Source organism: Longimicrobium sp. (assembly GCF_036399255.1).
In the GTDB taxonomy this organism is placed as follows: domain Bacteria; phylum Gemmatimonadota; class Gemmatimonadetes; order Longimicrobiales; family Longimicrobiaceae; genus Longimicrobium.
This window is the reverse complement of sequence record NZ_DASWNM010000139.1, coordinates 40,145-65,485: the sequence shown is the minus strand read 5'-3', so window position 1 is coordinate 65,485 and position 25,341 is coordinate 40,145. Positions and strand designations below refer to the sequence as shown.

The following is a 25,341-nucleotide window of genomic DNA, read 5'->3' as shown; positions in this document are numbered from 1 at the left end:
CTACTTGAACGTGACTCTGGTGCACCTGCCCTGCACGTCACAAAGTTGGATTGTATGATCTCGCTGCTTAAGGAGCATTTGCATGATTGATCTGACTGAGATCGCAAGCGCCCGCGGTGGAGAAAAATCTCAGGAGCAGTTCGAATTGTTCGCTCGCGAGTTCTTGGAGGCGATCGGTTTCAAGTGTATCAGCGGCCCAGATCGGGGAGCGGATGACGGCAAGGATCTCCTCGTCCGGGAGGATTGGCGCGGCGCCTTCTGGGAACACTCGAAACACTGGTTGGTGAGCGTAAAGCATTATGCCCACTCTGGGCGCGCGGTGGGGGTGGAGGATGAAGTCGATCCTGCGGGCCGCGTTCAGAGACACGGTGCCGACGGGTTCATCGCATTCTACTCAACCGTTCCATCCGCGAGCTTGGGCCGAAGCCTGGATGTTCTGCGGGCACGGATGCCGTGCATAGTGATCGACGAGGGCCGAATCCGTTCGCAACTGCACGAAGACGTCAGACTTCGGGGCATTCTGGAGCGGTACCTGCCACGCAGCTTTGCACAGGTACACCGAAAGCAGGTCGAGGCGCGAATCCATTTCCTCTCCAGTCTTGGTCTTTCGTTCTTTTCCGAGCAGCAGGGAAGTCTTCCTGGGCCGGCAATGATCCTGGATGAAGAATCCGGCCGGCTCCGGTTTGACGACCGCCACCAAGAGCCAGCGATGTTGGCGAGCTTCATCCTAAATCAGTTCAAGACCGGGAACTATCGGGTTCTAGAATCCTTGATCTCGTTCGATCCCGAGGTCTGGCGCTACCTCCGCGCGCTCCTTCAAGTAGAACGTGGCAGTCTCGCAGGACTTGGTGAAGCGATTCTGACCACCAATGATCCATTCTTCTGCCGGATGTTGATCATAATTGCGGGAGAGGCAGAGCAGCGAGACGCAATCGTGCCGATCTGCAAGACCGTGCTGCATGATGGCTGGCCATTCCACCGGAGAATTAAGGAGAGCCAAGCAACCGTCACCCCGTTTTTTGATGTGGCAGAACAAACATTGAAACGGATCGCCCACGGACAGGCTCCGGTGCTTGAAGAGTTTGCCGCCAAGGCCAAAAAGCTGGAGCGATGGCACCAATACTCAATCTTTAGGCTCGCGCTGGAATCAGCCTGACGCCATTCCTGGACCTTGCAGAACCACTACCGGGTGATTGTCGAGGATTGCAGTACACGCGTCCAACGTCACTCCGCCGCACCCGGTGCATCCCCCATCCGCCGCATCCCCCGTATCCCGTGGTTGCGCTGGCCAGGGGCAAGTCACGTTCCGGGTGGGACGCATCCGCGCGAAGGCCTAGCTCCGGAAACGGAAGGCCTCACACGGAGTCAACGGAGTCAGCGGAGTTTTCTCGTGCCGGCTCCACTGGATCGTGTGCTTGTCTGCCCGCGGACCGGCTGAGTATGATCGCGGGGCAGAGCGAAGTCACGCGCAGATTCATCTCCCGTGCCGATTCCATGAGCGAGCCGATCCAGTCTCTCCCGGCAGACGCGGCCGACGAGCCGCTCCCGCGCACGGGGCCGCCGCGGCGCGTGGTGGTGATCGGCGCGGGGCTGGCGGGGCTGTGCGCGGCGTACGAGCTGGACCGCGCGGGGCACGAGGTGACGGTGCTGGAGGCCGGCGGGCGGGTGGGAGGGCGCGTGCTCACGCTGCGCGAGCCGTTCGCGGACGGGCTGTACGCCGAAGCGGGCGGGCTGCACATCTTTCCGGAGCACCAGACGGCGCACGGGTACGCGCGGCGGCTGGGGGTGGCGCTGGTGTCGCCGCCCGGCGCGACGGGGCTGATGGTGCTGCGCGGGCGGCGCTTTGCGCGCAAGTCGGCGGAGATGATGACGCAGACGCCGCTGGAGCTTTCCGAGGAAGAGCGCACCCTCGGCGTCTACCCGATGTGGGGGCGCCGGGTGCAGCCGCTCATCCACCAGGTGCGCGTGGCGGGGGACCCGGAGGCGCCGGGGTGGCCGCCGCCATCCATCGCACGCTTCGACACGCTGACCTTCGCGGAGCTGCTGGCGGAGCAGGGGCTGTCGCCCGGGGCCATCGAGATGCTGTGCCTGGGCGACCCCAGCCTGCTGGGCGACGGCGTGGACACGGTGTCGGCGCTGGCGCACCTGCGCGGGCTGGCGCTGCTGCGCCCCTCCGCGCCCGCCGTGGTGCGGGGCGGCTCGGACCGCCTGCCGCGCGCATTCGCGGACCGGCTCGCGGGGCGCATCCACCTGGACTCGCCGGTGGTGCAGGTGCGGCACGATGCGCGCGGGGTCCGCGTGGCCTGCATGGACGGCGGCACGCCGCGGACGGTGCAGGCGGACTACGCCGTCTGCGCCATCCCGCTCCCCCTGCTTGCGGCGTTGGACCTGGCGCCGCCGCCCGCGCCCGAGCGGGTGCGGATGATCCGCGAGACGCCGCAGACCTCGGTGACGCGCATCTTTCTGCAGATGCGCCGCAGGTTCTGGGAAGACGAGGGATGGAGCGGGTTCGCCGCCACCGACACGCCGATCGGGATGGTGAACCCGGCGACGGAGGGACAGGAGGGGGAGCGCGGGATCCTGGAGGCGTACATGGCCGGTCCGCGCGCCCGCGCCGCGGCGCGGATGGACGAGGAGGAGCGGATCCGCTTCGTCCTCGGCCACCTGGAGCCGATCTTTCCCGGCGCGTCCGCCCACTACGAGGCGGGCGCCAGCAAGGCATGGGACGACGATCCGTGGGCGCGCGGCGCGTACGCCTGGTTCCGCCCCGGCCAACTGACGCGGTTCGCGCCGCACGCCGCACAGCCGGAGGGCCGCATCCACTTTGCCGGCGACCACACCACCGCGCGGCCGGGGTGGATGGAAGGCGCGCTGCACTCCGGCCTGCGCGCCGCCCGCGCGGTCAACGAGGCGGCCGGCCGGGATGCCGCGGCCTGATTCCGATCCGCCAATCCGCCCGAACCGTCCCTATGCAGAGGGTTGCTCTGCTTCACGCAGCCGCCGCGGAGCTCGTCCTCCGCTGACTCCGTTGACTCCGTGTGAGGCCCATTCTTTCAGAGCGTGTTCAAATTTCCGGGTTCCTACGCAAGCGCCTGACTTCCTGAGGGAGCGCACACGAAGAAACCGGAAGATACACAATCGGTTGCGACCGAAGGATCTGCTCTCGGACACGACAGGGCCAGACCCCGAGTTTCGATCCAGCCCATTCGTCCTGCCGGCCAGATCCTTCGGTCGGCGCCAGGCTGCTTTCGTAGAAGCGAGTTCGGCGCGGCGCCTCCCTCAGGAAGTCAAAGCGACTACGCTGATTTCAAACACACTCGGAGCCAGGAACGACGAAGGGCGAGGCACGCGGCCTCGCCCTTCGTCTTTCATCCCACCCAGCCGTGGTCAGTGCGACGCCAGGTCCTCGCGGCGGCGCAGGCCGGTAAAGGCGTCGGCCAGCTTGACGGTGTAGGTGCCCTCCGCCTGTGCCGCGCGGCGCAGGACGGCGCGGATCTGCTGGCGGTCGATGGAGCCGGCCTCGTACCCCTCCGCCAGCAGCGCCTGGATGACGCCTTCGGTGTGGACGCGGCTGCGCTCGTACACGTCGGGGTACACCTTCAGCTCGCCGTCCTCGATGACGATGGGGTCGTAGCGCAGCGTGAGCGGCACCGGCGCGCGAAAGGTGGACCAGCGCGTGGTGCCCGAGCGGCGCAGGATGCCGTCGATCTCCGCCGGCGCCACCGTGGGCTCCGCGTGGCGGTGAAGAAGGCGCGCCAGCTCGATGACGTCGCGGTTGCGCATCCGCACGCACCCGTGCGACGCCGCCTGGCCGATGCTGGTGGTGTCGGGCGTGCCGTGGATGTAGTACAGCGGCGCGAAGAACAGCTTTACCCGCCCCATGGGGTTGTTGGGCCCCGGTGGCGTGAACCGCGCCTCGCGCGCCCACTCGCGCCCCTCGGGCGGGCGCCACGACGGGTTCCATTCCGCGCGCCCGATGGTGAAGTCGCCGTCCGGCGTGTCGTGCCCCGGCTTTCCCACGCTGACGCGGTACGTGCGGAGCACGCTGTCGCCGTCCAGCACCTGCAGCCGGTTCGCGGGGATGTTGATGTCGATGCGCAGCTGCGCCGCCGCGGCGGACACCGGCGCCAGCGTCAGCGCCAGGGCCGCGGCAAGGGACTTCAGTCTCATGCGTACGTGCACTTCAGGGAAGACCGCGTGAGTGGAGCAATGCGGCCGGACGTACCCGCGCGACCGCCGGCGGGGTCCGCGTCCGGCTCCGCAAAGATAGCAAAGGATCGCGTCCCGCACAGCCGCCGGCCCCTCGAAGAAAGCCGGCGGCGGGAAGATCCCGGCCGGCGACGATCGTCCGCGTTGTCGGCGGAGGGTGCCGGCACTAGCTTGCGGGCCGCCGCTCAGGCGCTTCCGCCCGTGTACATCCAGCATCCCGTCCTTCTTCGATTCCGTGAGCCGTCGCCCCCGCAACGCGGTCCCCCCGCAGCCCCGCGCCGCCCGTCCCGCGCCGCCGCCCTCCGCGCCGGCAAGGCGGTGGACGGAGCGCGTCCGTGCCTGGCACGTGGCCGCCGGGCTGGCGCTGCTGCACCTGGTGCTGTCGCTGGCCACGCTGGACCCCACGCCCAACAGCGGCGGCGACAACGCCGCGTACCTGGCCCTGGCGCGCTCGCTGCTGGAGCGCGGCACCTACCAGGAGCTGTGGGACCCCGCCATGCGGCCCCACACGCAGTACCCGCCGGCGTGGCCGCTTCTGCTCGCGGGGGCGATGAGCGCCGGCATCAAGCCGTGGGTGGGCTTCAAGGTCATCTCGGCCCTGTTCTCGGCCGCGGCCGTCGCCCTCTCGTACCTGTGGGCGCGCCGGGCCTCCACGCCGGGCGTGGCGCTGGGGGTCGCGGCGCTGCTGGCGGTGGGCCCGGGCGTGGTGGACCTGTCGCACTGGGAGCTTTCGGACGTCCCCTTCTGGTGCTTCACCATGCTCGCGCTGTGGGGGTTCGGCCGCGCGGCCGAGGCGGCGCCCGCGGACGCGCACGAGGCGGACGGGGCGGCGCGGCAGGGACGAAGGGTGCTGCAGACGCTGGCGGTCGCCTCGGCGGGGGTGCTGCTGGCGTACGCCACGCGCTCGGCGGGCGTCCCGCTGGTCGCCGCGGGGGCGGGGTGGCTGGCGTGGCGGCGGCGCTGGCGGGGGCTGGCGCTGTTCGGCGCCATCGTGGGCCCCTACGCGCTGGGCTGGTGGCTGCGCGGAACGATGGTGGGCGGCGGGGGATACGTGGGGCACCTGTGGCACGTGGATCCCTACCAGCCCGCGCTGGGCACCGTGGGCCTGGGGGGGATGATCGAGCGCATCGGCCGCAACCTGGTGGAGTACACCGGCGACCACCTGCCCTACCTGCTGATCGGCGGCCGGATGACGGCGGCGGCGTGGACCGCCGGAGTGGCGGTGGCGGTGCTCGCGGCGGCGGGATGGGGGATGCGCCTGCGCCGCGCCGGGGTTCCCGAGCTGTGGCTGCCGCTGTACGTGGGGCTGGTGCTGATCTGGCCGGCGGAGTGGTCGGCGGAGCGCTTTCTGCTCCCCGCCCTGCCCATGCTGCTGGTGTGCGCGGCCGAGGTGGTGCGGCTGGCCGGGCGGCGCATCGGCCAGCCGGCGCTGCTGGGCGCGGGGCTGGCGGGCGTGCTGGTGGCGGCGGGGATCCCCAGGACCGTCTACGAGTTCAACCTGTCCGTCGAGTGCCGGCAGGCGTACGGGCCGCAGAATCCGTATCCGTGCCTTCCCGAGCCGTGGCAGGACTACCTGAACCTTGCCGCCGCCGTGGGAAGCCGCCTGCCGCCGGACGCGGCGGTGCTGGCGCGCAAGCCCACGCTGTTCTGGGCGCAGGCCGGGCGCCCCTCGCGTCCCTACCCCTTCAGCCCCGATCCGGACACCCTGATCGCCGCCGCGCGGCAGGCGGGCGCGCGGTTCGTAATGGTGGACTACCTGGACAACATGTCGATGATGTACCTGGCGCCGGTGCTGATGCAGCGGCCGCACGCGTTCTGCGTGGTCCAGGGCGCCGGGCCGGGCCGCGCGACGCTGATGGCCATTCACCCCGACGCGGAGCGGATCCTCAACGTGCGCGGCCGCCCCGGCAACGAGACCGCCACCATCGGCTTCGCGTACTGCAACGCACCCGCGCCGGTGATGGCGCAGCCGCCCGCGCCATGATCTGCGCGAGACCAGATCCTGAAAAAGGATGATCGTACAGAGGAACAGAGTCAGACAGAGAAAGCGAGCTGAAATATCATCTTCGTCCTCTGTCTGACTCTGTTCCTCTGTACCCATGAAGGTGTTGTTTTCCCGGTTTCGGTATGACACCGATCTTTGTGGAATCGGGATGACGGATGAACCCGCCGGGCACAGGCACGAAGAAGCCCCGCCGCGAAGGAGCGCGGCGGGGCATTTCCGATGGAAGTGGTCGCTATAGGATTTGAACCTATGACCTCTCGCGTGTGAAGCGAGCGCTCTGGACCAGCTGAGCTAAGCGACCGTATCGCGGGCCGGAGGGTATCCGCGCCCGCGCCGGAGAGTGGGCTGCTTCCTGCGGGGACCTGACCCTTTGCCCTCCAGATCTCTCAAACAAACAGTACCCCGTACGGGAATCGAACCCGTGTTTTAGCCTTGAGAGGGCTATGTCCTAGGCCACTAGACGAACGGGGCGTATCCGGCAACAAGCCTTACAAACTACCGCCGGTGCGGTCTTCCGTCAACCCCGCGGGCAAAACGAACCCGCTGGGCGATGCTCCGAGAGGCGCCGCCCGGATTCGAACCGGGGGTGGAGGATTTGCAGTCCTCTGCCTTACCACTTGGCTACGGCGCCGGGCCGCGCGCAGGCCGCAAAGGACCCGCAAACGCCCGGCGAATGTATCGGTTCCGTCCCATCACGTCAACCCCGGTCAGGCATTTGTCCACTCCCGCGCGGTTTGACATCGCCCCCCGCACGCGCTAGCGTCACCCGCCTGAGAGGCCGTTTGCGCACGATCCCGATCTCCCGAATTCCACGGCGGATGAAGCTGTCGTCCTGGGCCGCACGGGCCCCGCTGGCCCTGCTCTGCGCGGCCGCCCCCACGCGCGCCGCCGCGCAGGAGGCCGAGGCGTGGGTGCTGCCCCGCGGCCTGCTGGAAGTGAGCGCGACCGGCGCGTACACCGGCTGGGACGCGCAGCTGAACGGCGCGCCGCTGGGCGCCGAGCTGTTTGCCCCCTACCAGTCCATCGCCGACCGGCTGCTGGCCGGCCGCGTGGCCCCGGTGCGCGCCGGGCTGGCGGACCTGTTCGCCAACACCACCGATCCCGATCCCCAGGGCGGGGTGCCGGACTCGGTGAGCGCCGGCCGCGCCTCCGTCCGCTTTGCGGGCGACGTGCGCAGCGTGCCGTTCACCGTGCGCTACGGGCTCACCGACCGGCTGACGGTGTTCGCCACGGTGCCGCTGGAGCGCAGCGGAACGGTGGTGCTGGGCCCGTACCTGGCGGGCGGCACGCTGGGGCTGAACCCCGACACCATCGCCAACCGCGCCGCCTTGGCGGGGGTGGACTCCAGCTTCGGCGACCTGGGCGGGTCCCTGCTGCTGCCCACCGAGGGCTCGGCGGCGGGGATCGAGCTGCAGAGCCGCATCCGGGCCATCGAGGGGGCCGACTCGCTGCGGCTGCCCACGCGCGCCGTGAGCTTCGCGGACCTGCTGGCGCGGCCGGCGCTCGCCGCGCTGCTGTCGGCCGAAGAGGCCGCGGCGCTGGGGCTGAACTCCACCCGCCGCCCCTACCACCTGGGCGACGTGCAGCTGGGCGCGCGCTACCTGCTGATCCGCGGCCCCGCCGGGTGGCCGTTCCCCGACAGCGTCGTCCGCCGCTCGCTGCGGACCTCGGTAGGCGTGCGGGCGCGCTTTCCCACCGGCCCCGGCGACACGCGCGTGGCCACGGAGCTGCCGCCGGGCGGCGGGCACTTCGGGGTGGGCGTGGACGTGCTGAACGACGTGTTCCTCTCCCGCCGCTGGTACGTGAACGTTTCCGCCAGCGGCGACTGGCTGCTCCCGGCAGACGTGGTGCGCCAGGCGTACGCGGCCGACCGCCCCTTTCCCGCGGACACCGCCCTGCGCACGCTGCGGCGCTCGCCCGGGCCGCGCGTGGCGCTGTCGGTCACTCCGCGCTGGCGGCTGACCGACGAGATCTCGTTCAGCGGCGAGTACGCGCTGCTGGCGCAGGGGCGCACCCGCTACGAGGGCGCGGAGGGCGTGCTGGCGAGCCCGTTCGACTGGCAGACGGGCGGGGCCGCGCACGCGCTGGGCGTCGGCGGGCGCTACTCGTCGCTGCAGGCGTTTGCTCGCGGCCGGGCGCGGGTGCCGTTCGAGCTGGCGCTCTCCGTCTCGCAGGCCGTGGTGGGGACGCAGCAGGCGCCGGACGCGTTCACCGTGCGCCTGACCGGCCGCCTGTTCGTGGACCCGCGCCGCTTCCGCCGCCTCCTTCCCGGCGCCGGCGCGGACAGCGTGATCCCGCCGCCGGACGCGCCGCTGGACACCGTGCCGTCGCAGGTGCGTCCCGACACCGCCCCGCCGACCGAGACGCCCGCGCCGGAGCAGGCTCCTCCCGCCACGCCGCCCGCGTCCCCGCCGGCGGCAGGCACACCGCCGCGAACCAGGCGCTGAAAAAGAGAAGGCCTCACACAGAGTCAGCAGAGCCAACAGAGTTTTACCTCTGCTGACTCTGTGTGAGGCCAAGTTCTTTATACGCCGACGCCGCGCTCCAGCAGCTCGCGCGCGTGCTCCAGCGACACCGCGCTCTCCGGGTCGCCGCCCAGCATCCGGGCGATCTCGTGGATGCGGTTGTCCGCCTCCAGCGGCAGCACGTCGGTGGTGGTGCGGCCGTCGCGCTCGCCCTTGCGCACCAGCAGGTGCACGTGCGCCCGGCTGGCGATCTGCGGCAGGTGGGTGATGGCGAACACCTGGTGCGTCCCCGCCACGTCGCGCATCTTGTCGCCCACCTGCAGCGCCACCCGCCCCCCGATCCCCGCGTCCACCTCGTCGAACACCAGCGTGGGGATGGAATCCAGCCGCGCCAGGATGGTCTTGAGGGCCAGCATGATGCGGCTCATCTCGCCGCCCGAGGCCACGTACGACAGCGGCTTGGGCTCGAACCCGCGGTTCAGCGAGACGCGGAACTCCACCTCCTCGGCCCCGAACGCGCCCGGCGCGTCCAGCGGAACCCGCTCGGCCCGGAACACCGCGCCGCCGCTCATCCCCAGCTCCGGCAGCACGGCGCACACCTCGCCCGACAGCCGCTTCATGGCCGCGGTGCGCGCGGTGGTCAGCTTTGCCGCGGCGGCCCCCAGCTCCGCCTCGGCCGCCGCGAGCTTCTTTCGCAGCCCCTCCAGCTCCCACTCGGCGTTGTCGACCAGGTCCAGCTCGGCGCGGGCGCGGCGGCCCACCTCCAGCACCTCGTCCACCGTGGCGCCGTACTTGGTCTTCAGGCGAAAGAGCAGGTCCTGCCGGCGGCGGATCTCGTCCAGGCGCCGCGGGTCGTGCTCGATGCCGGCGGCGTAGCGCTCCATCCGCTCCCCCAGCTCCTGCAGGCTATAGTACGCGGTCTCGTACAGCTCGCGCACGTCGCCCTGCGCCGGGTCGATGCGCACCAGCTGGTCAATCTGCCGGCGCAGCGCGCCCACCTCGTGCAGCAGCGCGCGCTCGGACCCGCTCACCGCGTCGGCCAGCCCGCCCGAGATGGACTGCAGCTCTTCGCTGTGGCTCAGGCGCCGCGCCTCGTCCTCCAGCGCCTCTTCCTCACCGGAGCGCAGCGACGCTGCCTCGATCTCCTCCGCCTGAAAGCGCAGAAAGTCCGCCCGCTGCGCCGCCTCGCGCCGGCGCGCGTCCAGCCCGGCGATCTCGCGCCGCAGCCCCGCCGCCGTCCCGTGCGCCTCGCGGACGCGCGACAGCAGCGGCGCGTTGGCGGCGTACGCGTCCAGGATCGCGCGCTGCTCGTCGCGCTTGAGGAGCGTCTGGTGCTCGTGCTGGCCGTGCAGGTCAACCAGCGCGCGCCCCAGCTCGCCCAGCACCGCCGCCGTGGTGGGCGATCCGTTGATCCAGGCGCGGTTGCGGCCTTCCACGGCCACCTCGCGCTTCAGCACCAGCAGCCCGTCGTCGTCGGCGTCGATGCCGCGCTCGTCCAGGATGCGCGCCACGTCGTCGCGCCCGGCCACGTCGAACACGCCCTCCACCGACGCGCGGTCCTCGCCCGCGCGCACCACGTCGGCGGACGCGCGCTCGCCCAGCAGCAGAGAGAGCGCGCCCACGATGATCGACTTGCCCGCGCCCGTCTCGCCGGTCAGGACGTTGAGCCCCGGCCCCAGCCGCACGGTGAGCCGGTCGATCAGCGCGAAGTTGCGGATCCGCAGCTCGGATAGCATGAACGAAGATACACCGAAGATGGACAGCGTTCAAGGGCCGCGCCGCAGACATGCGGACGAAGGCACATCGGGAAGGCCGATTCGACCCGTGCGGTAGAATCACGCGCCGTTGCGGACGCTCAGGTGCGTGGAACGCCGCACGTGGCCGGGCCGCCGAGTCCGCGAAGGCGGACTTTGCGATTTTCCAGCGGCGAATTCATTCGCTCAGCGGGCGGACGGCACGTTACCGGATTAGAATCGCAACGGGCATCATTCGCTCCGCTCAGTCGAGACGGCGAGAGGCGTGCACCTCACGCCCGGCCGCCGGGCGAATGAATTCGCGGCTGGGAAAACGCGATGTCCGCCTTCGCGGACGGGTGTTGCGCGATCCGATCAGCGGTTGAAGCCTCGCGCAGCCGCCGGGCGAATGAATTCGCGTCTGGGAAAACGCGATGTCCGCCTTCGCGGACGGGTGTTGCGTGATTGATCAGCCGTGTGGCCCTGCCGAAGCGGGATCGAATTCTCCCCTTTCTCCCGCTCCGCGGGGGAGAGGGGCCGGGGGAGAGGGGGCCCTGTCGGGCGCCAGTTCGATACCCTTCGGCGATCCACCACCGCCCATCCATCCACCATCCACCATCCACCATCCACCATCCACCATCCGCCTCTACAGCAGGAACCGCGTCGCCAGCCCCAGCAGCAGGAAGAACCCGCACATGTCGGTGAACGCGGTGACGAAGATGGACGACGCCACGGCGGGGTCCACCTTCAGCCTCTCCAGCACGATGGGCACGAACGCGCCGGCAAAGCTCCCCACCGTCAGGTTCATCCACATGGCCAGCATCACCACGAACCCCACCCGCGGCTCCCCCTCCACCAGCGCCGCGATGGTGGAGACGATCAGCCCGATCACCAGCCCGTTCCCCAGCCCCACCAGGAACTCCTTGCCCACCACGCTCCACCGCTGTCCCGTGGTCTCGCGCGAGAGCGACAGGCGGCGGATGGTCACGGCCAGCGCCTGCGTGCCGCTGTTTCCGCCCAGCCCCGCCACCACCGGCATCAGCACCGCCAGGTAGGTAAGCCGGTCGATGGTGGGCTCGAAGAGCAGCACCACCGTGGCGCCCGCGCCCGCCGTGCACAGGTTCACCAGCAGCCAGGGAAGCCGCGACTTCACCGCGTCCAGCCATCCGCCGCGCAGTTCCTCCTCGCCCGACACGCCGCCGAACTTGAGGATGTCTTCCGTGGTCTCGGCCTCGATGACGTCGATCACGTCGTCGAAGGTCACGCCGCCCAGCAGCCGCCCCACCGCGTCCACCACCGGCACGATGGAAAGGTTGTAGCGCGAAAGGACGCGGCCCACCTCCTCCTGGTCGGTTTCGGGGAGCACCGCCGCCTCGGGATCGCTGGTGAGCTCGCGCACGTGGGCGCCCGGGTCGGCCGTCACCAGCGACTGGAGGGAGACCGTGCCCAGCAGCACGCCGTCGCCGTCCACCACGAACACCACCCCGTGAAAGTTCTCCACCTCCTGCGCCTGCCGCCGCACCTCGTCGATGGCCTGCGCCGCCGTGGCGTCCACCGGCACCACCACCAGCTCGGTGGTCATGATGCCGCCGGCCGACTCCTCGTCGTAGCGCATCAGGTCGCGGATGTCGCCCGCGTCTTCGTGCGAAAGCGCCGCCAGCACCCGGTCGCGGTCGGCCGGCTCCATCTCGCCGATCATGTCGGCCGCGTCGTCGTCCGACAGCTCGGCCACCACGGCGGCGATCTGGTCCGGATGCAGCGCCGCGAGCGAGTCTTCCGGGTGCTCCTCGGGCTCCATCTCGGCCAGCGCCTCGGCCGCCAGCGCCGGGTCCTCCGGCGCCAGCACGCCCAGCAGGCGCACGCGGTCGTCCTCGTCGAGCTCCTCCAGCAGGTCCGCCAGGTCCGACCCGTGCGAGATCTCGTCCAGGAACCCGCGCAGCGCCGCGTCGTCGCCCGCGTCCAGGATCTCGCGCAGGCGCTCGCTGGCGGTCAGGTCGTCGTCGTTCGCGGCGACAGCCATCATGCGGGGCGTGGAGTGTGGATCGGCGGGACGGGGCGGCGCGGGGTCAAGTGCCCTCACCGCCGGACAGGAACTCCTTCAGCAGCGCCTCCTGGCGCGCGAACATGGGCGACGCGGCGCGGTCGTCGCCCTCGGGGTGCTCGTGGCCCAGCACGTGGAGGGTGCCGTGCACCGCCAGCCGCAGCACCTCGTCGGCCACCGACGCGCCATAGCCCGCCGCCTGCCGCGCCGCCTGCTGCACCCCCACGTACACGTCGCCCAGCGGCGGCTCGCCGCGGTCGTGCAGGTGAAAGCTGATGACGTCCGTGGGCCCCTCGTGCGACAGGTACTCGCGGTTCAGCGCCGCGATCTCGTCGTCCGAGACCAGCGCGACGGAGATCTCCGCCGCGTCCACCCCCTCCGCCCGCAGCACGTGGCGCACGGCGGCCTCGACCCGCTCTGGGTCGATGGGCGGCGTCACCCCGCCGCCTACGCTGACCTCCACCTCCACCTCATCCATTCCCCACCCCCTGCTGCGCGGGCGCCGCCGCCACCGGCTCCGCGGGCGCGGGGGCGGGGGCGGGGGCGGGCTCGGGGCCGTTCGCCGCTCCCCCGCCGTTCCCCGCCGGGGCCGGGTAGTCGAGGCGCTGATGATACATCCCGCTCAGCACCTTGGCGAGCGCTTCCTTGGCCACGTGGATCTCGCGCAGCGTCAGCGGGCTCTCGTCCAGCTGCCCCGCCGCGATCTTGGCGTCCACGATGCGTCCCACCAGCTCGCGGATGCGCGGCGGCGACGGGTCCTGCAGCACCCGCGCGGCGCTCTCGACCGAGTCGGCGATCATCACCACCGCCACCTCCCTGGTCTGCGGCCGGGGTCCGCCGTACGCGAAGTCGGCCGGGTTCAGCCGCGCGCCGGGGTCCGCCGCCCGCGCCTGGTCCAGGAAGAACGAGATGGACTGCGTGCCGTGGTGCTGCGCGATGAAGTCCTTGATCGCCCCCGGCAGCCGGTACTCCGTCGCCAGCCGCAGCCCCTCCACCACGTGGCTGCGCACCACCGCCGCGCTCATCGCCGGCTTCAGCTTGTCGTGGGGATTGCGGCCGCGCGGCTGGTTCTCGATGAAGTACAGCGGCTTGGTGATCTTGCCGATGTCGTGGTAGTACACGCCCACCCGCGCCAGCAGCGCGTTGGCGCCGATGGCGTTGCACACCGCCTCGGCCAGGTTGGCCACGCTGATGGTGTGCGCGTACGTCCCCGGCGCCTCCATCGACAGGCGCTGCAGCAGCGGGTGCTTGGGGTCCGCCAGCTCCATCAGCGTCTGGTTGGTGGTCACCCGCGTGAACCACTCCGCCAGCGGCAGAAAGCCGATGGCCAGCAGGGTGGACGCCGTGCCGTTGACCGCGCCCCACAGCATCGACCGCGCGATCTCGTCCATCCCCCGCGCCCGCAGCAGCCCCACGGCCAGCACCGCCCCCGCGTACGCCAGGGCGATCACCGCGATCAGCGCCCACGCCTGCAGCCGGCGCTGCGCCAGCCGCAGCCCGAACGCCGCCGCCGCGCCCGCCACCGCCGCCTCGAAGGGCACCGTCAGCCCGATGAACGGCTGCTGCCCGCCCAGGAGAAGGGCGAGGACCATGGCGAACACCAGCGCCAGCCGTCCGCCCCACAGCACCGCCGCCATCAGCACCGCAAAGGGGATGGGGATGAGCTCCGGCGGCAGGTTGAAGCGCGCGATCGGCGACGCGATCCCCGCCACGGCGACGACGAGCATCGCCAGGAAGAGCACCGCCCGGAGGTCGTCGTAGATGCGCGAGCGCACCACCTTCAGCAGCGCACCCACGATCATCAGCAGCAGCGCGTTGAACAGGATGGCGCCCAGCACGCGCAGCCAGCCGCCGGCCCCCTGCCCCTCTACCCGCCGTCCCTGCAGCGCCTGCTGGTACGCCCGCAGCCGCTCCACCTCGCGCGCGGTCACCTGCTCGCGCGCGCCCACGATGCGCTGGCCGGACAGGATACGCTCCTTGACCGAGTCCACCGCCGCCGCGGCCCGCGCCCGCGCCGCCACCGTCTGCCGCTCGTCCTGCGCCAGGCTGGGGCGAAAGTAGCGGACCAGGAGAAGGCGCTGCAGCTCCGCCGCGTCCACCCCCGCGTCCGGCGGCAGCCGCTGCTGCGCCACGCCGTAGAACTGGTCGGCCGTGAACACCGAGTCCGCCGGCAGCAGCCGCTCGCCCCCCGGCAGCCCGCGCACCCGCACGGCCGACACTCCCTCGCGCTCCGGCGACGCCGCCGCCACCCCGCGCGGAAAGTGCTCGCGCACCGCCAGCTCCGCCGCCGCCCGCAGCGCAAAGCGCCGCCCGCCGTCCGCCAGCACCTCCACCGCGCCCAGCGTGGTGGGCACCCGCGCCGCGTCCAGCGCGCGGCGAATGGCCAGGGGCTCCTGCCCCGGCGCCGCCGTGCGCAGCCCCTCCTCCACCGCCGCGAAGAACTGCCGCAGCCCGCCCACCACGCTGTCGCCCGCCGCCGGGCGGTAGTCGTAGACGGGCGGAACGCCCCGCGCCGCCTCCTCCTGCTCGCGGCGCAGCTCCTCGGGCGTCTTGGGCACCGTGAACGCCACCTGCGCGATCACCTCCTCGCGCGCCACCACCCCCTGCTCCAGCACCGGCACGTCCGAGGTCTGCGCGCCGGGAAAGAACAGGTAGACGGCGATGGACACGCCGAGCAGCACCGCGGCCCGCAGGCCGTGGTGCAGCCACGCCGCCGCGCCGGTGGGGCGCTGCGGCTCCGCCGGCTCGCGCGGCACCGAGCGGCGCTCGGGAAAGGCGCGCTCGCCGTTCTTCATTGCCCGGGCGCGTCCTCCGCCCCGTCCCCGCGGGCCGCGTCGTACGCGCGGATGATGTCCTTCACCAGCCGGTGCCGCACCACGTCCTGCCCCGACAGGTAGACGAAGGCGATCCCCTCGATCCCCTTCAGAACCTGCTCGACTTCGACCAGGCCCGAGTCCTCGCGGCGCGGCAGGTCGATCTGCGTCTTGTCGCCCGTGATGACCGCCTTGCTGTTCAGCCCCATGCGCGTCAGGAACATCTTCATCTGCGCGCGGGTGGCGTTCTGCGCCTCGTCCAGGATCACGAACGCGTCCGCCAGCGTGCGCCCGCGCATGTACGCCAGCGGCGCGATCTCGATGGCCCGGCTCTCCATGGCCCGCCGCAGTCGGTCCGGCGGAATCATGTCCTCCAGCGCGTCGTACAGCGGCCGCAGGTACGGGTCGATCTTCTCCTGCAGGTCGCCGGGCAGAAAGCCCAGGTTCTCACCGGCTTCCACCGCCGGACGGGCCAGGATGATGCGCTTGACCCGCTTCTTGAACAGCGCATCCACGGCCATCGCCACCGCCAGGTACGTCTTTCCCGTACCGGCGGGACCGATCCCGACGACCACGTCGTTCTCCTCGATGGCGGCCAGGTACCCCGCCTGCCCCTCGCTCTTGGGCCGCACCGTCTTGCGCGGCCCGGGCACCGCCACGGCACCCGCCTCGGCCAGGCGGCGCACCCCGTTCTCGCTGACGGACGCGTCCAGGTAGCGCGCCACGTCGTCGGTGCCAAAGGGCACGCCGTTGCGCGCCATCTGCACCATGTGCTGCGCCACCGGCACCGCGCGCTCCACGTCCTTCAGCTCGCCCGAAAGGAGCAGGTGGTCGTCGCGCAGCATGACCCGCAGCCCCGCCAGCCGGCCCAGCTCCAGCAGGTTGGCGTCGTTCACCCCGCCCAGCGCCAGCGGGTCGGCCCCGTCGGCCGGAATGCGGTGCTGGATGGCCGTATTGTTGTCTGGCATCGATTCCCGATCGTCCTCTGGTATCTATCTTCCTGCGTCTCGATCTTCGGCTCTCGAACGGCACGGCGACGGCAACTACGAAGGGCGGTTTGGGCGTGTCCCTCCGCTGCGCTCCGGGCCGGGCTGCGCGCGCCGTAGGCAACGATACGACTGTTGCCAACGGCGTCGAGCCCCCGGCGCGCCAGGGTTTCGGCCGTTCCCTCCACGCTCGTGCACGGCGCGCCGGTGTCTCGCCCCTGCGGGCGCGCATCCCTCACGCGACGGCGGGCGCCCTCACCCGCTCACCAACGCCCGAGGGGCGAGGGATTCCCTCGCCCCTCTTCCTGTTACACCGACCGTGCCGCGGCGTGCGCGTCACGCCCCGCGGGGGCGCACCTGCACGTGCACGTCGCGCAGCTGCTCGTCGGGAATCGCCGTCGGCGCCTCCTCGAACAGCGCGCGGGCGGAGGTCGTCTTGGGAAAGGCCACCACGTCGCGCAGGTTGTTGGTCCCGGTCAGCATCATCACCAGCCGGTCGAAGCCGAAGGCGAAGCCCGCGTGCGGCGGCGCGCCGTAGCGGTACGCCTCGAGCAGGAACCCGAACTTGGCCTGCGCCTCCTCCGCGCTGATCCCCAGCGCGGTGAACACCGCCCGCTGGATGTCGGGCACGTGGATGCGCAGCGACCCGCTGGCCATCTCGGCGCCGTTGTACACCGCGTCGTACGCCCGCGAGCGCAGCCCCATCCCGTACAGCCGCCGCGCGTCCTCGCCCGACGGCGTGCCGTCGCGGGTGGCCTCCAGGATGGCCTGCACCGCCTCGTCCTTGGGCATGCTGAACGGGTTGTGCGCGTACACCAGCCGCCCGTAGTCCGCGTCCCAGTCGAAGACGGGAAACTCCGTCACCCACAGCCACGCGTGCTTCGCCGTGTCGACCAGCTCCAGCTTGCGGGCCAGGTGCCGCCGCAGCTCGTCCAGGGCGCCGTCCACCTCGCGTCCGCCCTCCGCCGGCGCCTCCGACCCGCGAAAGTGGCCCACGACGGCCACGAACAGGTCGCCCGCCGCCACGCCCGTCGCCTCGTAGAACGCGTTCGCCAGCCCCTCGTCCAGCCCCTTGGCGAACTGGCCGCTCAGCGCGCCGTCGTCGCCGCGCTTCACCCACAGCGCGCCCGCCGCCCCGCCGCGCCTGGCCACGTCCTGCAGCTCGTCCAGCTCCCGGCGCGACAGGCGCGCCCCGCCGGGAATCCGCAGGCCGCGAATGCGCTGCCCCGTCTCGCCCACGCCCTGGAAGATGCGGAAGTCCGCGCGCCGCAGCACCTCGGTCACGTCCACGATCTCCAGGCTGATGCGCAGGTCCGGCTTGTCGCTGCCGTAGCGCGCCATCGCCTCCGCATAGGTGATGCTGGGGAACGGCGTCTCCAGCTCCACCCCCGACACGTCGCGGAAGATGGCCGCCATCAGCCCCTCGCCCACCCGGAACACGTCCTCCTCGTCGCAGAACGCCATCTCGGCGTCGATCTGCGTGAACTCGGGCTGGCGGTCGGCGCGCGAGTCCTCGTCGCGCAGGCACTTGGCGATCTGGAAGTAGCGGTCGAACCCGCTCACCATCAGCAGCTGCTTGTAGATCTGCGGCGACTGCGGCAGCGCGTAGAACTCGCCCGGGTGCACGCGGCTGGGGACCAGGAAGTCGCGCGCGCCCTCGGGCGTGGGCTTGGTCAGCAGCGGCGTCTCCACCTCAAGGAACCCGGCGTCCGAGAGGTACGCCCGCGCCGACTGCGCCGCCCGGTGGCGGATGACGAAGTTGCGCAGCAGCGCCGGCCGGCGCAGGTCCAGGTAGCGGTAGCGCAGCCGCAGGTCCTCGCCGGGCAGCTCCTCGCCGGCCGCGTAGTCCACCTGGATGGGAAGCGGCTCCGACCGGCTCAGCACCTCCAGCCCCGTCCCGCGCACCTCCACCTCGCCCGTGGCCAGCTGCTCGTTCAGCTGCCCCTGGATGCGCGGGAACACCGTCCCGTCCACCCGCACCACGTCCTCGGGCCCCAGCCGCCGCGCCTCGGCCAGGGTCTCCGCGGGGGTCCACGAGGGATCGAACGACACCTGCACGATCCCCTCGCGGTCGCGCAGGTCCAGGAACACGATGGCGCCCAGGTCGCGCCGGCGGTGCACCCAGCCGGCCACGGAAACGGCGTTGCCTGCGTCGGCGGCGCGAAGGGCGCCCGCGGGGCGGGTGCGGTAGGCGGTAGCGAAAGAGTCGGTCATGCGCGAAGGAGCGGCGCCCTGCCCCCGGCCTCGCCCGCGGTCGGGGCGCGGCGGGCGCGCAGGCGCGTGTAGATGAAGGTGGCGGCGAGCACCCCCGCCGCGTCGGCAAACCAGTCCAGCACGTCCGGCGAGCGGCCGGGCACGAAGCGCTGGTGAATCTCGTCGGTGGCGCCGTACGCCACGCCCAGCACCGCGCCCACCCACAGCGGCAGCGGAGTGCGCTCCGCGGCGCGCACCAGCAGCCACCCCAGCAGGGCGTACGCGCCAAAGTGCGCCACCTTGTCGAACGACGGCACGTCCACCGTGGGCAGCCGCGGCCGCGACGAAAGGCTGAAGATGACCGCCGCCCACGCCACGGGGGGCAGCCACGCCCGCAGGCGCCGGCTCACGCCGCTTCCGCTTCGGCCAGCAGCGCCATGAACTCGTCGGGCGTGGCCGCGGCCATCAGCCGCTCGCGAAAGTCGTCGCGGCGCGCCAGGCGCGAGATGCGGCTGAGCGCCTTGACGTGGTCCCCCGCCGCCGACTCGGGCCCCACCAGCAGAAAGAGCAGGCGCACGGGCTGCCCGTCCAGCGACTCGAACTCCACCGGCCCGCCGGTGACGCCCGCGGCCATGGCCAGCGCGGGAACGCTCTCGGTCTTGCCGTGGGGAATGCCCACGCCGCTTCCCACGCCCGTGCTCAGCACCTGTTCGCGCTTTCGCACCGCGCCCAGGACCGCGTCGGCGTCGTCCACGGCGCCGGATTCGCGCAGCACGCCCACCAGCTCCTCCAGCAGCGCCTCCTTGGAAGCGCCCCGCAGGGGCACGCGCACGCGCTCGGGGGTGAGCAGCTCGCTCAGCAGCACTTCACAACCTCGGTGGCGATAAAATCTTCAGGCCACGCCGTGGCGTGGCCGGGGTGTGGACCTTGCAAACTAACGTCCGCACCTCGGGCGCAGCAAGCGCGGGGGAACCCTTGGCCGGGCGCGGTGAATCAAGAGGATTGCCGTCTCCACGCAGCCGCTTTCAGGGCACCACGGAATGATCGCCACACCGCAGCAGCTTACGCCCGACGACGCCCGCCCCGACCTGGTGGGCCTGCTTCCCGAGGAAGCCGACGCCGCCATCCGCGCGCACTTCGCCCAGCGCGGGCAGCCGGCGTACCGCGCCGGGCAGGTGGTGCGCTGGCTGTACGAGCGCGGCGCCTTTTCCTTCGCCGAGATGACGGACCTTCCCCAGGCCGAGCGCGCCGCGCTGGCCGAAGCGTTCCGCTTTACCGCGCCGGAGCCCGCCAAGGTCTCGCGCTCGGTCGACGGCACCGCCAAGCACCTCTGGCGCCTGGACGACGGCGAGCTGATCGAGTCCGTCCTCATCCCCACCCCCACCCGGCTGACGCTCTGCATCTCGTCGCAGGCGGGGTGCGCCATGGCGTGCACCTTTTGCGCCACCGGCTGGGCCGGCTACCGACGCCAGCTGTCGGCCGGCGAGATCGTGGCGCAGTTCCGCGGCGCGCGCCGGTGGGCGCAGGAAAACGGCTACGACGACGTCACCAACATCGTGTTCATGGGGATGGGCGAGCCGCTGATGAACCCCAGGGCGCTCTTCCCCACCCTCTCCATCCTGAACCGCGGCTACAAGTTCGGCGCGCGCCGCATCACCATCTCCACGGTGGGCGTGGTGCCGGGGATCGTCCGGCTGGCCGAGATGCCGGAGCAGTACCGCCTGGCCGTCTCGCTGCACGCGCCCAACCACGAGCTGCGGCAGCGGCTCATCCCGCTGGAGAAGAAGTATCCGCTCCCCGAGCTGCTGGAGTCGCTGCGCCGGTTCGACGCGGCGGGGGGCAAGCGGATCACCTTCGAGTACGTGATGATCGACGGCGTCACCGACCTTCCCGAGCTGGCCGACGAGCTGGGCCGGGTGGTGAAGGAGTTCACGGCCTTCGTGAACCTGATCCCCTTCAACCCCATCCCGGGCACCGACTGGGCGCCCAGCAAGCGCGCGCGCCTGGACTGGTTCGTGGAGCGCCTGCAGCGGCAGGGGGTCACCGCCGCCGTGCGCGAGTCGCGCGGCCGCGACATCGCCGCCGCCTGCGGCCAGCTGCGCGCCGAGGTCACGCAGGGCCGCAAACCCGTGCAGATGGGCTCCATCTAGCCGGACCGGACGGCGGCGGCCCGTCAGCCACCGTCCACCTCCCCCACCAGCAGCCCCCGCTGGCTCCGCAGGATCCCGTTCTCCAGCCGCAGCACCAGCATGGCGCGCTCCCGCTCTTCGCGCTCGCCCACGTGGACCACCTGCGCCGCCAGCCGTTCCACGATCAGCGTCAGGTCGCGCAGGTCCTTGCGAATTTCCTTGATCTCTTCGCGGTCCTGCTGCACGTCCTCGGAGAGCCGGAACAGCGTGCGGACCATGTCGTAGAACGACTTCCACATCTTCAGGCCGCGCTCAGGCGCGCCAGCACCTGGCGGGTGTTCTCGCGCAGCCGCACGATCTCGCTACGCTGCTCGTCGAGCGTGAACAGCACGTGCACCAGCTTGTTGAGCAGGCGGTCGACGCCCACCCGGTACCGGTCGACGACGGCGGGGCTGTCGATGACGGCCGCTTCCCGGGCACGCAGAAGGCCATAGCCAGGGTCCGACTTGACCCACCCGGAGGAGGGCTGGGCGGGGGGCTCCGCGCCCTCGCTGGCGCGCCGTGCGTCCTGCTCCACCGCCAGGCGCTCGAACTTCGTGTCATCGGAACGCATCGCTGCCTCCTCACTTGGCCAGGAAAACCCGTTGTCCGCGGCCCCTCCCATCACCCGCGGCGTACAAAGTATCGCACCGCCCCCCGCGTACCATCAAGGCCCCAAATGTGCGCGCTCCGTCCGCGCCAAGTGCGCTACGCTCCCCGACTTGCGGAAATGGCGGATCCGCTCGACCTCCGTCAAAACACCGCTCCGTTTGCGCCCGCCGCGACACGTTCTAAAATCCACCCTCGCGGCGCCGGCTCCCCGCCGGAGCCGCCGCCGGGCCATGATCCCGGTCGCGCGACGGCGGACGCAGGCGCGACACACGGGGTGGATGTAGATTGCCGCATTCCGACCCGCATCCCTCCGCCCGAGCCGATCCATGCGCCGCTCCCCGCGCTTCTGGCTGGTCTACGCGTCCGCCTGGCTGCCCTACGCGGTGCTGTACCTTCTGATCTTCCTGTCCAGGGGGCGGGTGGGGGTGGGGCAGGCGCTGGCGGACGTGCTCTCCAACGTGGGCACGGCCGCGGTGCTGGGCGTGGGCGCGCTCGCGGCCACGGACCGCATGCGCTGGCCGGCCACGCGCCCGGTGGCCTTCTTCGTGGCCCAGGCCGCGCTGGCCGTCGCCTACGCCGCGGCGTGGTGGGCCGCCATCGCGGGGGTGTTCACCCTGCGGGTCAGCCTGGCGCGCGGAGCGTGGTCGCCCAGGTACCTGGGCGGCTATGCGCTGCCCTGGCAGATGTTCTCGGGGGTGATGGTGTACGCGGCCATCGCGGGCATCGCCTACGCCGTGCAGGCGGCCGGGGAGGCGCGCGAGCAGGAGGCACGCGCCGCGCGGGCAGAGACGCTGCGTGCGCGGGCGGAGCTGCAGGCCCTCCGCGCGCAGCTCAATCCCCACTTTCTCTTCAACACCCTGCACTCGCTGATGGCCCTGGTGCGGCACGAGCCGGATCAGGCCGAGGCCGCGCTGGAGCGCTTCGCCGGGCTGCTGCGCTACACGCTGGACGCCAGGCGCACGGAGGTGGACGACGTGCCGCTGTCGCGGGAATGGGCGTTCGTGCGCGACTACCTGGCGCTGGAGCGCATTCGGCTGGGCGAGCGGCTGTGCGTGGAGGAGCACGTGGATCCGGAGGCCCTGGACCATCCCGTCCCCGCATTCACGCTGCAGCCGCTGGTGGAGAACGCCGTCCGGCACGCCGTTGCGCCCCATGCGCGCGGCGCCCGCGTGACCATCGCCATCCGGCGGGTGGACGACACGCTGGAGCTGCGGGTGGAGGACGACGGGCCGGGCGCGGATCCGGCCTCGGTCGCGGGCGCGGCGGGGCTGGGGCTGCGCGTGGTGCGGCAGCGGCTGGAGGCGCGGTACGGGGGCGCGGGGCGGATGGAGGTGCGGACGGCGGCGGGCGAAGGCTTTGCGGTCCGCGTGCGGCTCCCCGTCGCCGCGGGCGGGGCGGAGACGGCGGAGGAGGAGCGATGGTCGTACGCGCGCTGATCGCGGAGGACGAGCCGCTGGCCCGGCGCACGCTGCGCGAGTTCGCGGGCGAGCTGGAGTGGCTGCAGGTGATCGGGGAGGCGGCGGACGGGGCCGAGGCCGTGCGGCTGATCGACGCGCTGGCGCCCGACCTCGTTTTTCTGGACGTGCAGATGCCGGAGCTTTCCGGGCTCGAGGTGCTGCGGCGCATCCGCCACGACCCGGAGGTGGTCTTCACCACGGCGCACGACGGGTACGCGCTGGCGGCGTTCGAGATGGAGGCGCTGGACTACCTGCTGAAGCCCTTCGGGCGCGAGCGGTTCCGCGCGGCGGCGGAGCGCGTCCGCCGCCGCCTGGCCGCCGCCGCGCCCGAGCCGCCGCGCACCCGGGAGCGGGCGGCGGCGCTGGACGAGGCCGGGCCACTGGAGCGCATCTTCGTCCGCCACCGCGACCGCGTGGTCCCCGTGCGGGTGGAGGACATCGCGCGGCTGGAGGCGGCGGACGACTACGTGACCGTGCACGCCGGCGGGCAGCGGTACCTGGTGAGCCTTGCGCTGGCGGACCTGGAGCGGCGGCTGGATCCCCGCCGGTTTCGCCGCGTGCACCGGTCGCACATCGTGAACCTGGACCACGTCGTTTCCCTGCGCCCGTACGACGATCCCCGCCGCTTCGTCATCACCCTTCGCGACGGCGGGGAGGTGCTCGCCAGCCGCGCCGGCTCGCTGGAGCTGCGCGACCTCATCGCCTGAGGCCGAGAGTGTGTTTAAGAATCCCCTGCGCTCGCACCCGTATGTCATTTCGAAGGAGGCGCCACACCGGACCATGGGCTCGTCCGAACGCCTGCGCGCCGACTGAGAAATCTACTGTCTGCTGCTGGTGCCCCGCCGCACCGCTCCGGCACTGGCCCTGTCCGCCCGTGTCGTAGCCGCGAAGTAAGCACGGGCTACCGCGTCTGCCCTCCAGCAAATCCGACAGTAGATTCCTCGGCCCTGCAACCTCTGGTGTGAAAGCAGGCCGTGGCGTGGCCGGGCCTCGGAATGACAGCGCTGGTAGATCTGCCTGGATGTGCAGCGCCGGATTCTTAAGACACTCTGAAGGTTCTTCGTCCGGAAACTTCCCGCCGTTCACCGCCTTGTCCGCCAGTTCGCCGCACGCATCGCCCGTCCGGCGGATCGGGGGTGATGCGGGCGCAACCATCACGCATCATGGCCCGTCCGAAGGCTGCGGACGGGGCACCCGGCCCCGCTCCTCCTCTCCGAACGGAGCTACACGATGCATCGCCGCACCCACACTCCGCCGTCCACGCCGCGCCATCGGCCGGCGCGCATCCTCCGCCACCTCCCCGCCCTGCTCCTGCTCGCGGGGTGCGCCGCGCAATCCGCCCCCGCGCCCGTGCCGGACGGGACGACGGCGTACGCGCTGGAGAACGGCGTCTGGTGGACCGGCGAGCGCTTCGAGCCGCGGACGATGTACGTCGCGGGGGGCACCTTCTCCGCGCGGCGGCCGGCGCGGGTGGACAGCGTGGTGGACCTCGCGGGCGGCTTCGTCGTCCCCCCGTTCGGCGACGCGCACGCGCACCACTTCGAGTCCCTGCCCATGGCCCAGCGCGTGGGGCCCATGTACCTGCGCGACGGCATCTTCTACGGGATGTCGCTCACCAACTGGATGGACCGCGCGGCCGTGATGCCCTACTGGGCGCGCACGGAAACCATGGACGTGGCGTGGGCGGACGCGGGGATCACGGGGCCGCACGGGCATCCCATCCTGATCTACGAGTCGCTCGCGCGCGGACGCTACGACTTCAACGCCGACTCGCTGCGTCCGTGGACCGATCGGCGGGCGGAGGGGAAGGCGTACTTCATCATCCGCTCGGAGGCGGAGCTGGACGAGGCGTGGCCGCGCATCGTGTCCGGCCGGCCGGACGTCATCAAGACCTACCTGGTGAACAGCGAGCGTCACGCCGAGAACGCGCGCGACACCAGCCGGCTGGGGCACGTCGGGCTGGACCCGGCGCTGCTGCCGTTCGTCGTCCGCCGCGCGCACGCGGACGGGCTGCGGGTGGCGGCGCACGTGGAGAGCGCGGCGGACTTCCGCACGGCCGTGGACGCGGGCGTGGACATGCTGGCGCACCTGCCCGGCTATCACCTTCCGGTGAACGGAGATCCCGCCATCCGCAGGCTGACGGACGCGGACGCGCGGCAGGCGGCGCGGGCCGGGCTGGTCGTGATCGCGGGGCCGCTGCGGGGTATCGTGGGATATACATCAACCGACACGGCCAACGTTCGGGCCGCACGCGCGCTGCAGATCCACAACCTGGCTACCCTGCACCGCGCGGGAGTGCGCGTGGCCATCGGGTCCGACACGTATGGGCAGGACGCCGCGCCGGAGGCGGCGTACACGGCCGGGCTGGGCGTGTTCACCCCCGCGGAGATGCTGCGGATGTGGAGCGAAACCACCCCGCGCCTCATCTTTCCCACCCGGCGCATCGGGCGGCTGGAGGCGGGGTACGAAGCCAGCCTGCTCGTCCTTGGCTGTGATCCGCTGGCGCGCTGGGCGTGCACGGCGGACGTGCGGCTGCGGATCAAGCAGGGCCAGCGCATCGACGTTCCGCCTCCGCCCGCCGGCAGTTGAACGGGGCAGATTCGCCCTCTTCCTCTGCGTGAGGACGCCGTTTTCGGGTGATGTGGATGTGCGGATGCGC

At 71.6% G+C, this 25,341-nt stretch carries 19 protein-coding genes and 3 tRNA genes; 8 read left to right on the top strand and 14 right to left on the bottom strand.

The features are described from left to right. Positions 1-82: 82 nt before the first annotated feature. Positions 83-1,156 (top strand): restriction endonuclease, encoded by a 1,074-nt coding sequence (locus VGC13_RS25985; protein WP_331128232.1) that lies wholly within the window; start codon positions 83-85, stop codon positions 1,154-1,156. Between the two features lie 338 nt (positions 1,157-1,494). Next, on the top strand, positions 1,495-2,937 hold the full coding sequence (locus VGC13_RS25980) for a flavin monoamine oxidase family protein (RefSeq protein ID WP_331128231.1): 1,443 nt from the start codon (positions 1,495-1,497) through the stop codon (positions 2,935-2,937). Positions 2,938-3,387: 450 nt separating this feature from the next. Here VGC13_RS25980 and VGC13_RS25975 read toward each other — a convergent pair whose 3' ends face one another. Next, complete coding sequence (locus VGC13_RS25975) at positions 3,388-4,170, bottom strand: L,D-transpeptidase (RefSeq protein WP_331128230.1); 783 nt, start codon at positions 4,168-4,170, stop codon at positions 3,388-3,390. A gap of 274 nt (positions 4,171-4,444) precedes the next feature. Here VGC13_RS25975 and VGC13_RS25970 point away from each other — a divergent pair, with 274 nt between their 5' ends. Beyond that, a complete protein-coding gene (locus VGC13_RS25970; RefSeq protein WP_331128229.1) occupies positions 4,445-6,193 on the top strand; it encodes a hypothetical protein in 1,749 nt (582 codons plus the stop codon). A 247-nt stretch (positions 6,194-6,440) separates the two neighbouring features. Here VGC13_RS25970 and VGC13_RS25965 read toward each other — a convergent pair. From VGC13_RS25965 to VGC13_RS25955, 3 genes are all read right to left on the bottom strand, one after another. Beyond that, a tRNA-Val gene (locus VGC13_RS25965) sits at positions 6,441-6,515 on the bottom strand. Between the two features lie 97 nt (positions 6,516-6,612). After that, positions 6,613-6,685, bottom strand: a tRNA-Glu gene (locus VGC13_RS25960). Between the two features lie 89 nt (positions 6,686-6,774). Beyond that, positions 6,775-6,845 (bottom strand) — tRNA-Cys (locus VGC13_RS25955). A gap of 187 nt (positions 6,846-7,032) precedes the next feature. Here VGC13_RS25955 and VGC13_RS25950 point away from each other — a divergent pair. After that, on the top strand, positions 7,033-8,661 hold the full coding sequence (locus VGC13_RS25950) for a hypothetical protein (protein ID WP_331128228.1): 1,629 nt from the start codon (positions 7,033-7,035) through the stop codon (positions 8,659-8,661). Positions 8,662-8,738: 77 nt separating this feature from the next. On the opposite strand, the gene recN is transcribed toward VGC13_RS25950, so the two are convergent. The 8 genes from recN to VGC13_RS25910 all read right to left on the bottom strand — a co-directional run bounded on the left by recN (position 8,739) and on the right by VGC13_RS25910 (position 19,310). Further along, entirely contained in the window at positions 8,739-10,415 is a 1,677-nt protein-coding gene (gene recN, locus VGC13_RS25945; RefSeq protein WP_331128227.1) for a DNA repair protein RecN, read from the bottom strand. Between the two features lie 643 nt (positions 10,416-11,058). Next, a complete protein-coding gene (mgtE, locus tag VGC13_RS25940) occupies positions 11,059-12,432 on the bottom strand; it encodes a magnesium transporter (RefSeq protein WP_331128226.1) in 1,374 nt (457 codons plus the stop codon). A gap of 46 nt (positions 12,433-12,478) precedes the next feature. After that, complete coding sequence (gene ybeY, locus VGC13_RS25935; protein ID WP_331128225.1) at positions 12,479-12,931, bottom strand: rRNA maturation RNase YbeY; 453 nt, start codon at positions 12,929-12,931, stop codon at positions 12,479-12,481. Continuing rightward, positions 12,924-15,248 carry an HDIG domain-containing metalloprotein gene (locus VGC13_RS25930; protein WP_331128224.1) on the bottom strand — a complete coding sequence of 775 codons (2,325 nt, stop codon included), beginning with the start codon at positions 15,246-15,248 and terminating at the stop codon, positions 12,924-12,926. The genes ybeY and VGC13_RS25930 overlap by 8 nt, the downstream gene beginning before the upstream one ends. Further along, the gene (locus VGC13_RS25925; RefSeq protein WP_331128223.1) at positions 15,245-16,234 is read right to left on the bottom strand and encodes a PhoH family protein; all 990 of its coding nucleotides are present in this window, start codon (positions 16,232-16,234) and stop codon (positions 15,245-15,247) included. Before VGC13_RS25925 ends, VGC13_RS25930 begins: the two co-directional genes overlap by 4 nt. A gap of 354 nt (positions 16,235-16,588) precedes the next feature. After that, positions 16,589-18,466, bottom strand: a complete 1,878-nt coding sequence (gene aspS, locus VGC13_RS25920; protein WP_331128222.1) for an aspartate--tRNA ligase — start codon at positions 18,464-18,466, stop codon at positions 16,589-16,591. Further along, positions 18,463-18,855, bottom strand: a complete 393-nt coding sequence (locus VGC13_RS25915; protein ID WP_331128221.1) for a VanZ family protein — start codon at positions 18,853-18,855, stop codon at positions 18,463-18,465. Before VGC13_RS25915 ends, aspS begins: the two co-directional genes overlap by 4 nt. After that, on the bottom strand, positions 18,852-19,310 hold the full coding sequence (locus tag VGC13_RS25910) for a PTS sugar transporter subunit IIA (protein ID WP_331128220.1): 459 nt from the start codon (positions 19,308-19,310) through the stop codon (positions 18,852-18,854). Before VGC13_RS25910 ends, VGC13_RS25915 begins: the two co-directional genes overlap by 4 nt. Before the next feature lie 175 nt (positions 19,311-19,485). Here VGC13_RS25910 and rlmN point away from each other — a divergent pair, with 175 nt between their 5' ends. Continuing rightward, positions 19,486-20,595 (top strand): 23S rRNA (adenine(2503)-C(2))-methyltransferase RlmN, encoded by a 1,110-nt coding sequence (gene rlmN, locus VGC13_RS25905; protein ID WP_331128219.1) that lies wholly within the window; start codon positions 19,486-19,488, stop codon positions 20,593-20,595. Between the two features lie 23 nt (positions 20,596-20,618). On the opposite strand, the gene VGC13_RS25900 is transcribed toward rlmN, so the two are convergent. Then, positions 20,619-20,873 carry a hypothetical protein gene (locus VGC13_RS25900; protein WP_331128218.1) on the bottom strand — a complete coding sequence of 85 codons (255 nt, stop codon included), beginning with the start codon at positions 20,871-20,873 and terminating at the stop codon, positions 20,619-20,621. A 2-nt stretch (positions 20,874-20,875) separates the two neighbouring features. Next, positions 20,876-21,187 carry a hypothetical protein gene (locus tag VGC13_RS25895; protein ID WP_331128217.1) on the bottom strand — a complete coding sequence of 104 codons (312 nt, stop codon included), beginning with the start codon at positions 21,185-21,187 and terminating at the stop codon, positions 20,876-20,878. A gap of 364 nt (positions 21,188-21,551) precedes the next feature. Between VGC13_RS25895 and VGC13_RS25890 the strand changes: the two genes are divergently transcribed. From VGC13_RS25890 to VGC13_RS25880, 3 genes are all read left to right on the top strand, one after another. Continuing rightward, positions 21,552-22,661 (top strand): sensor histidine kinase, encoded by a 1,110-nt coding sequence (locus tag VGC13_RS25890; RefSeq protein ID WP_331128216.1) that lies wholly within the window; start codon positions 21,552-21,554, stop codon positions 22,659-22,661. Continuing rightward, positions 22,643-23,389 (top strand): LytTR family DNA-binding domain-containing protein, encoded by a 747-nt coding sequence (locus VGC13_RS25885; protein ID WP_331128215.1) that lies wholly within the window; start codon positions 22,643-22,645, stop codon positions 23,387-23,389. Before VGC13_RS25890 ends, VGC13_RS25885 begins: the two co-directional genes overlap by 19 nt. 523 nt (positions 23,390-23,912) lie before the next feature. Next, complete coding sequence (locus VGC13_RS25880; RefSeq protein ID WP_331128214.1) at positions 23,913-25,271, top strand: amidohydrolase family protein; 1,359 nt, start codon at positions 23,913-23,915, stop codon at positions 25,269-25,271. The last annotated feature ends 70 nt before the right edge of the window (positions 25,272-25,341 follow it).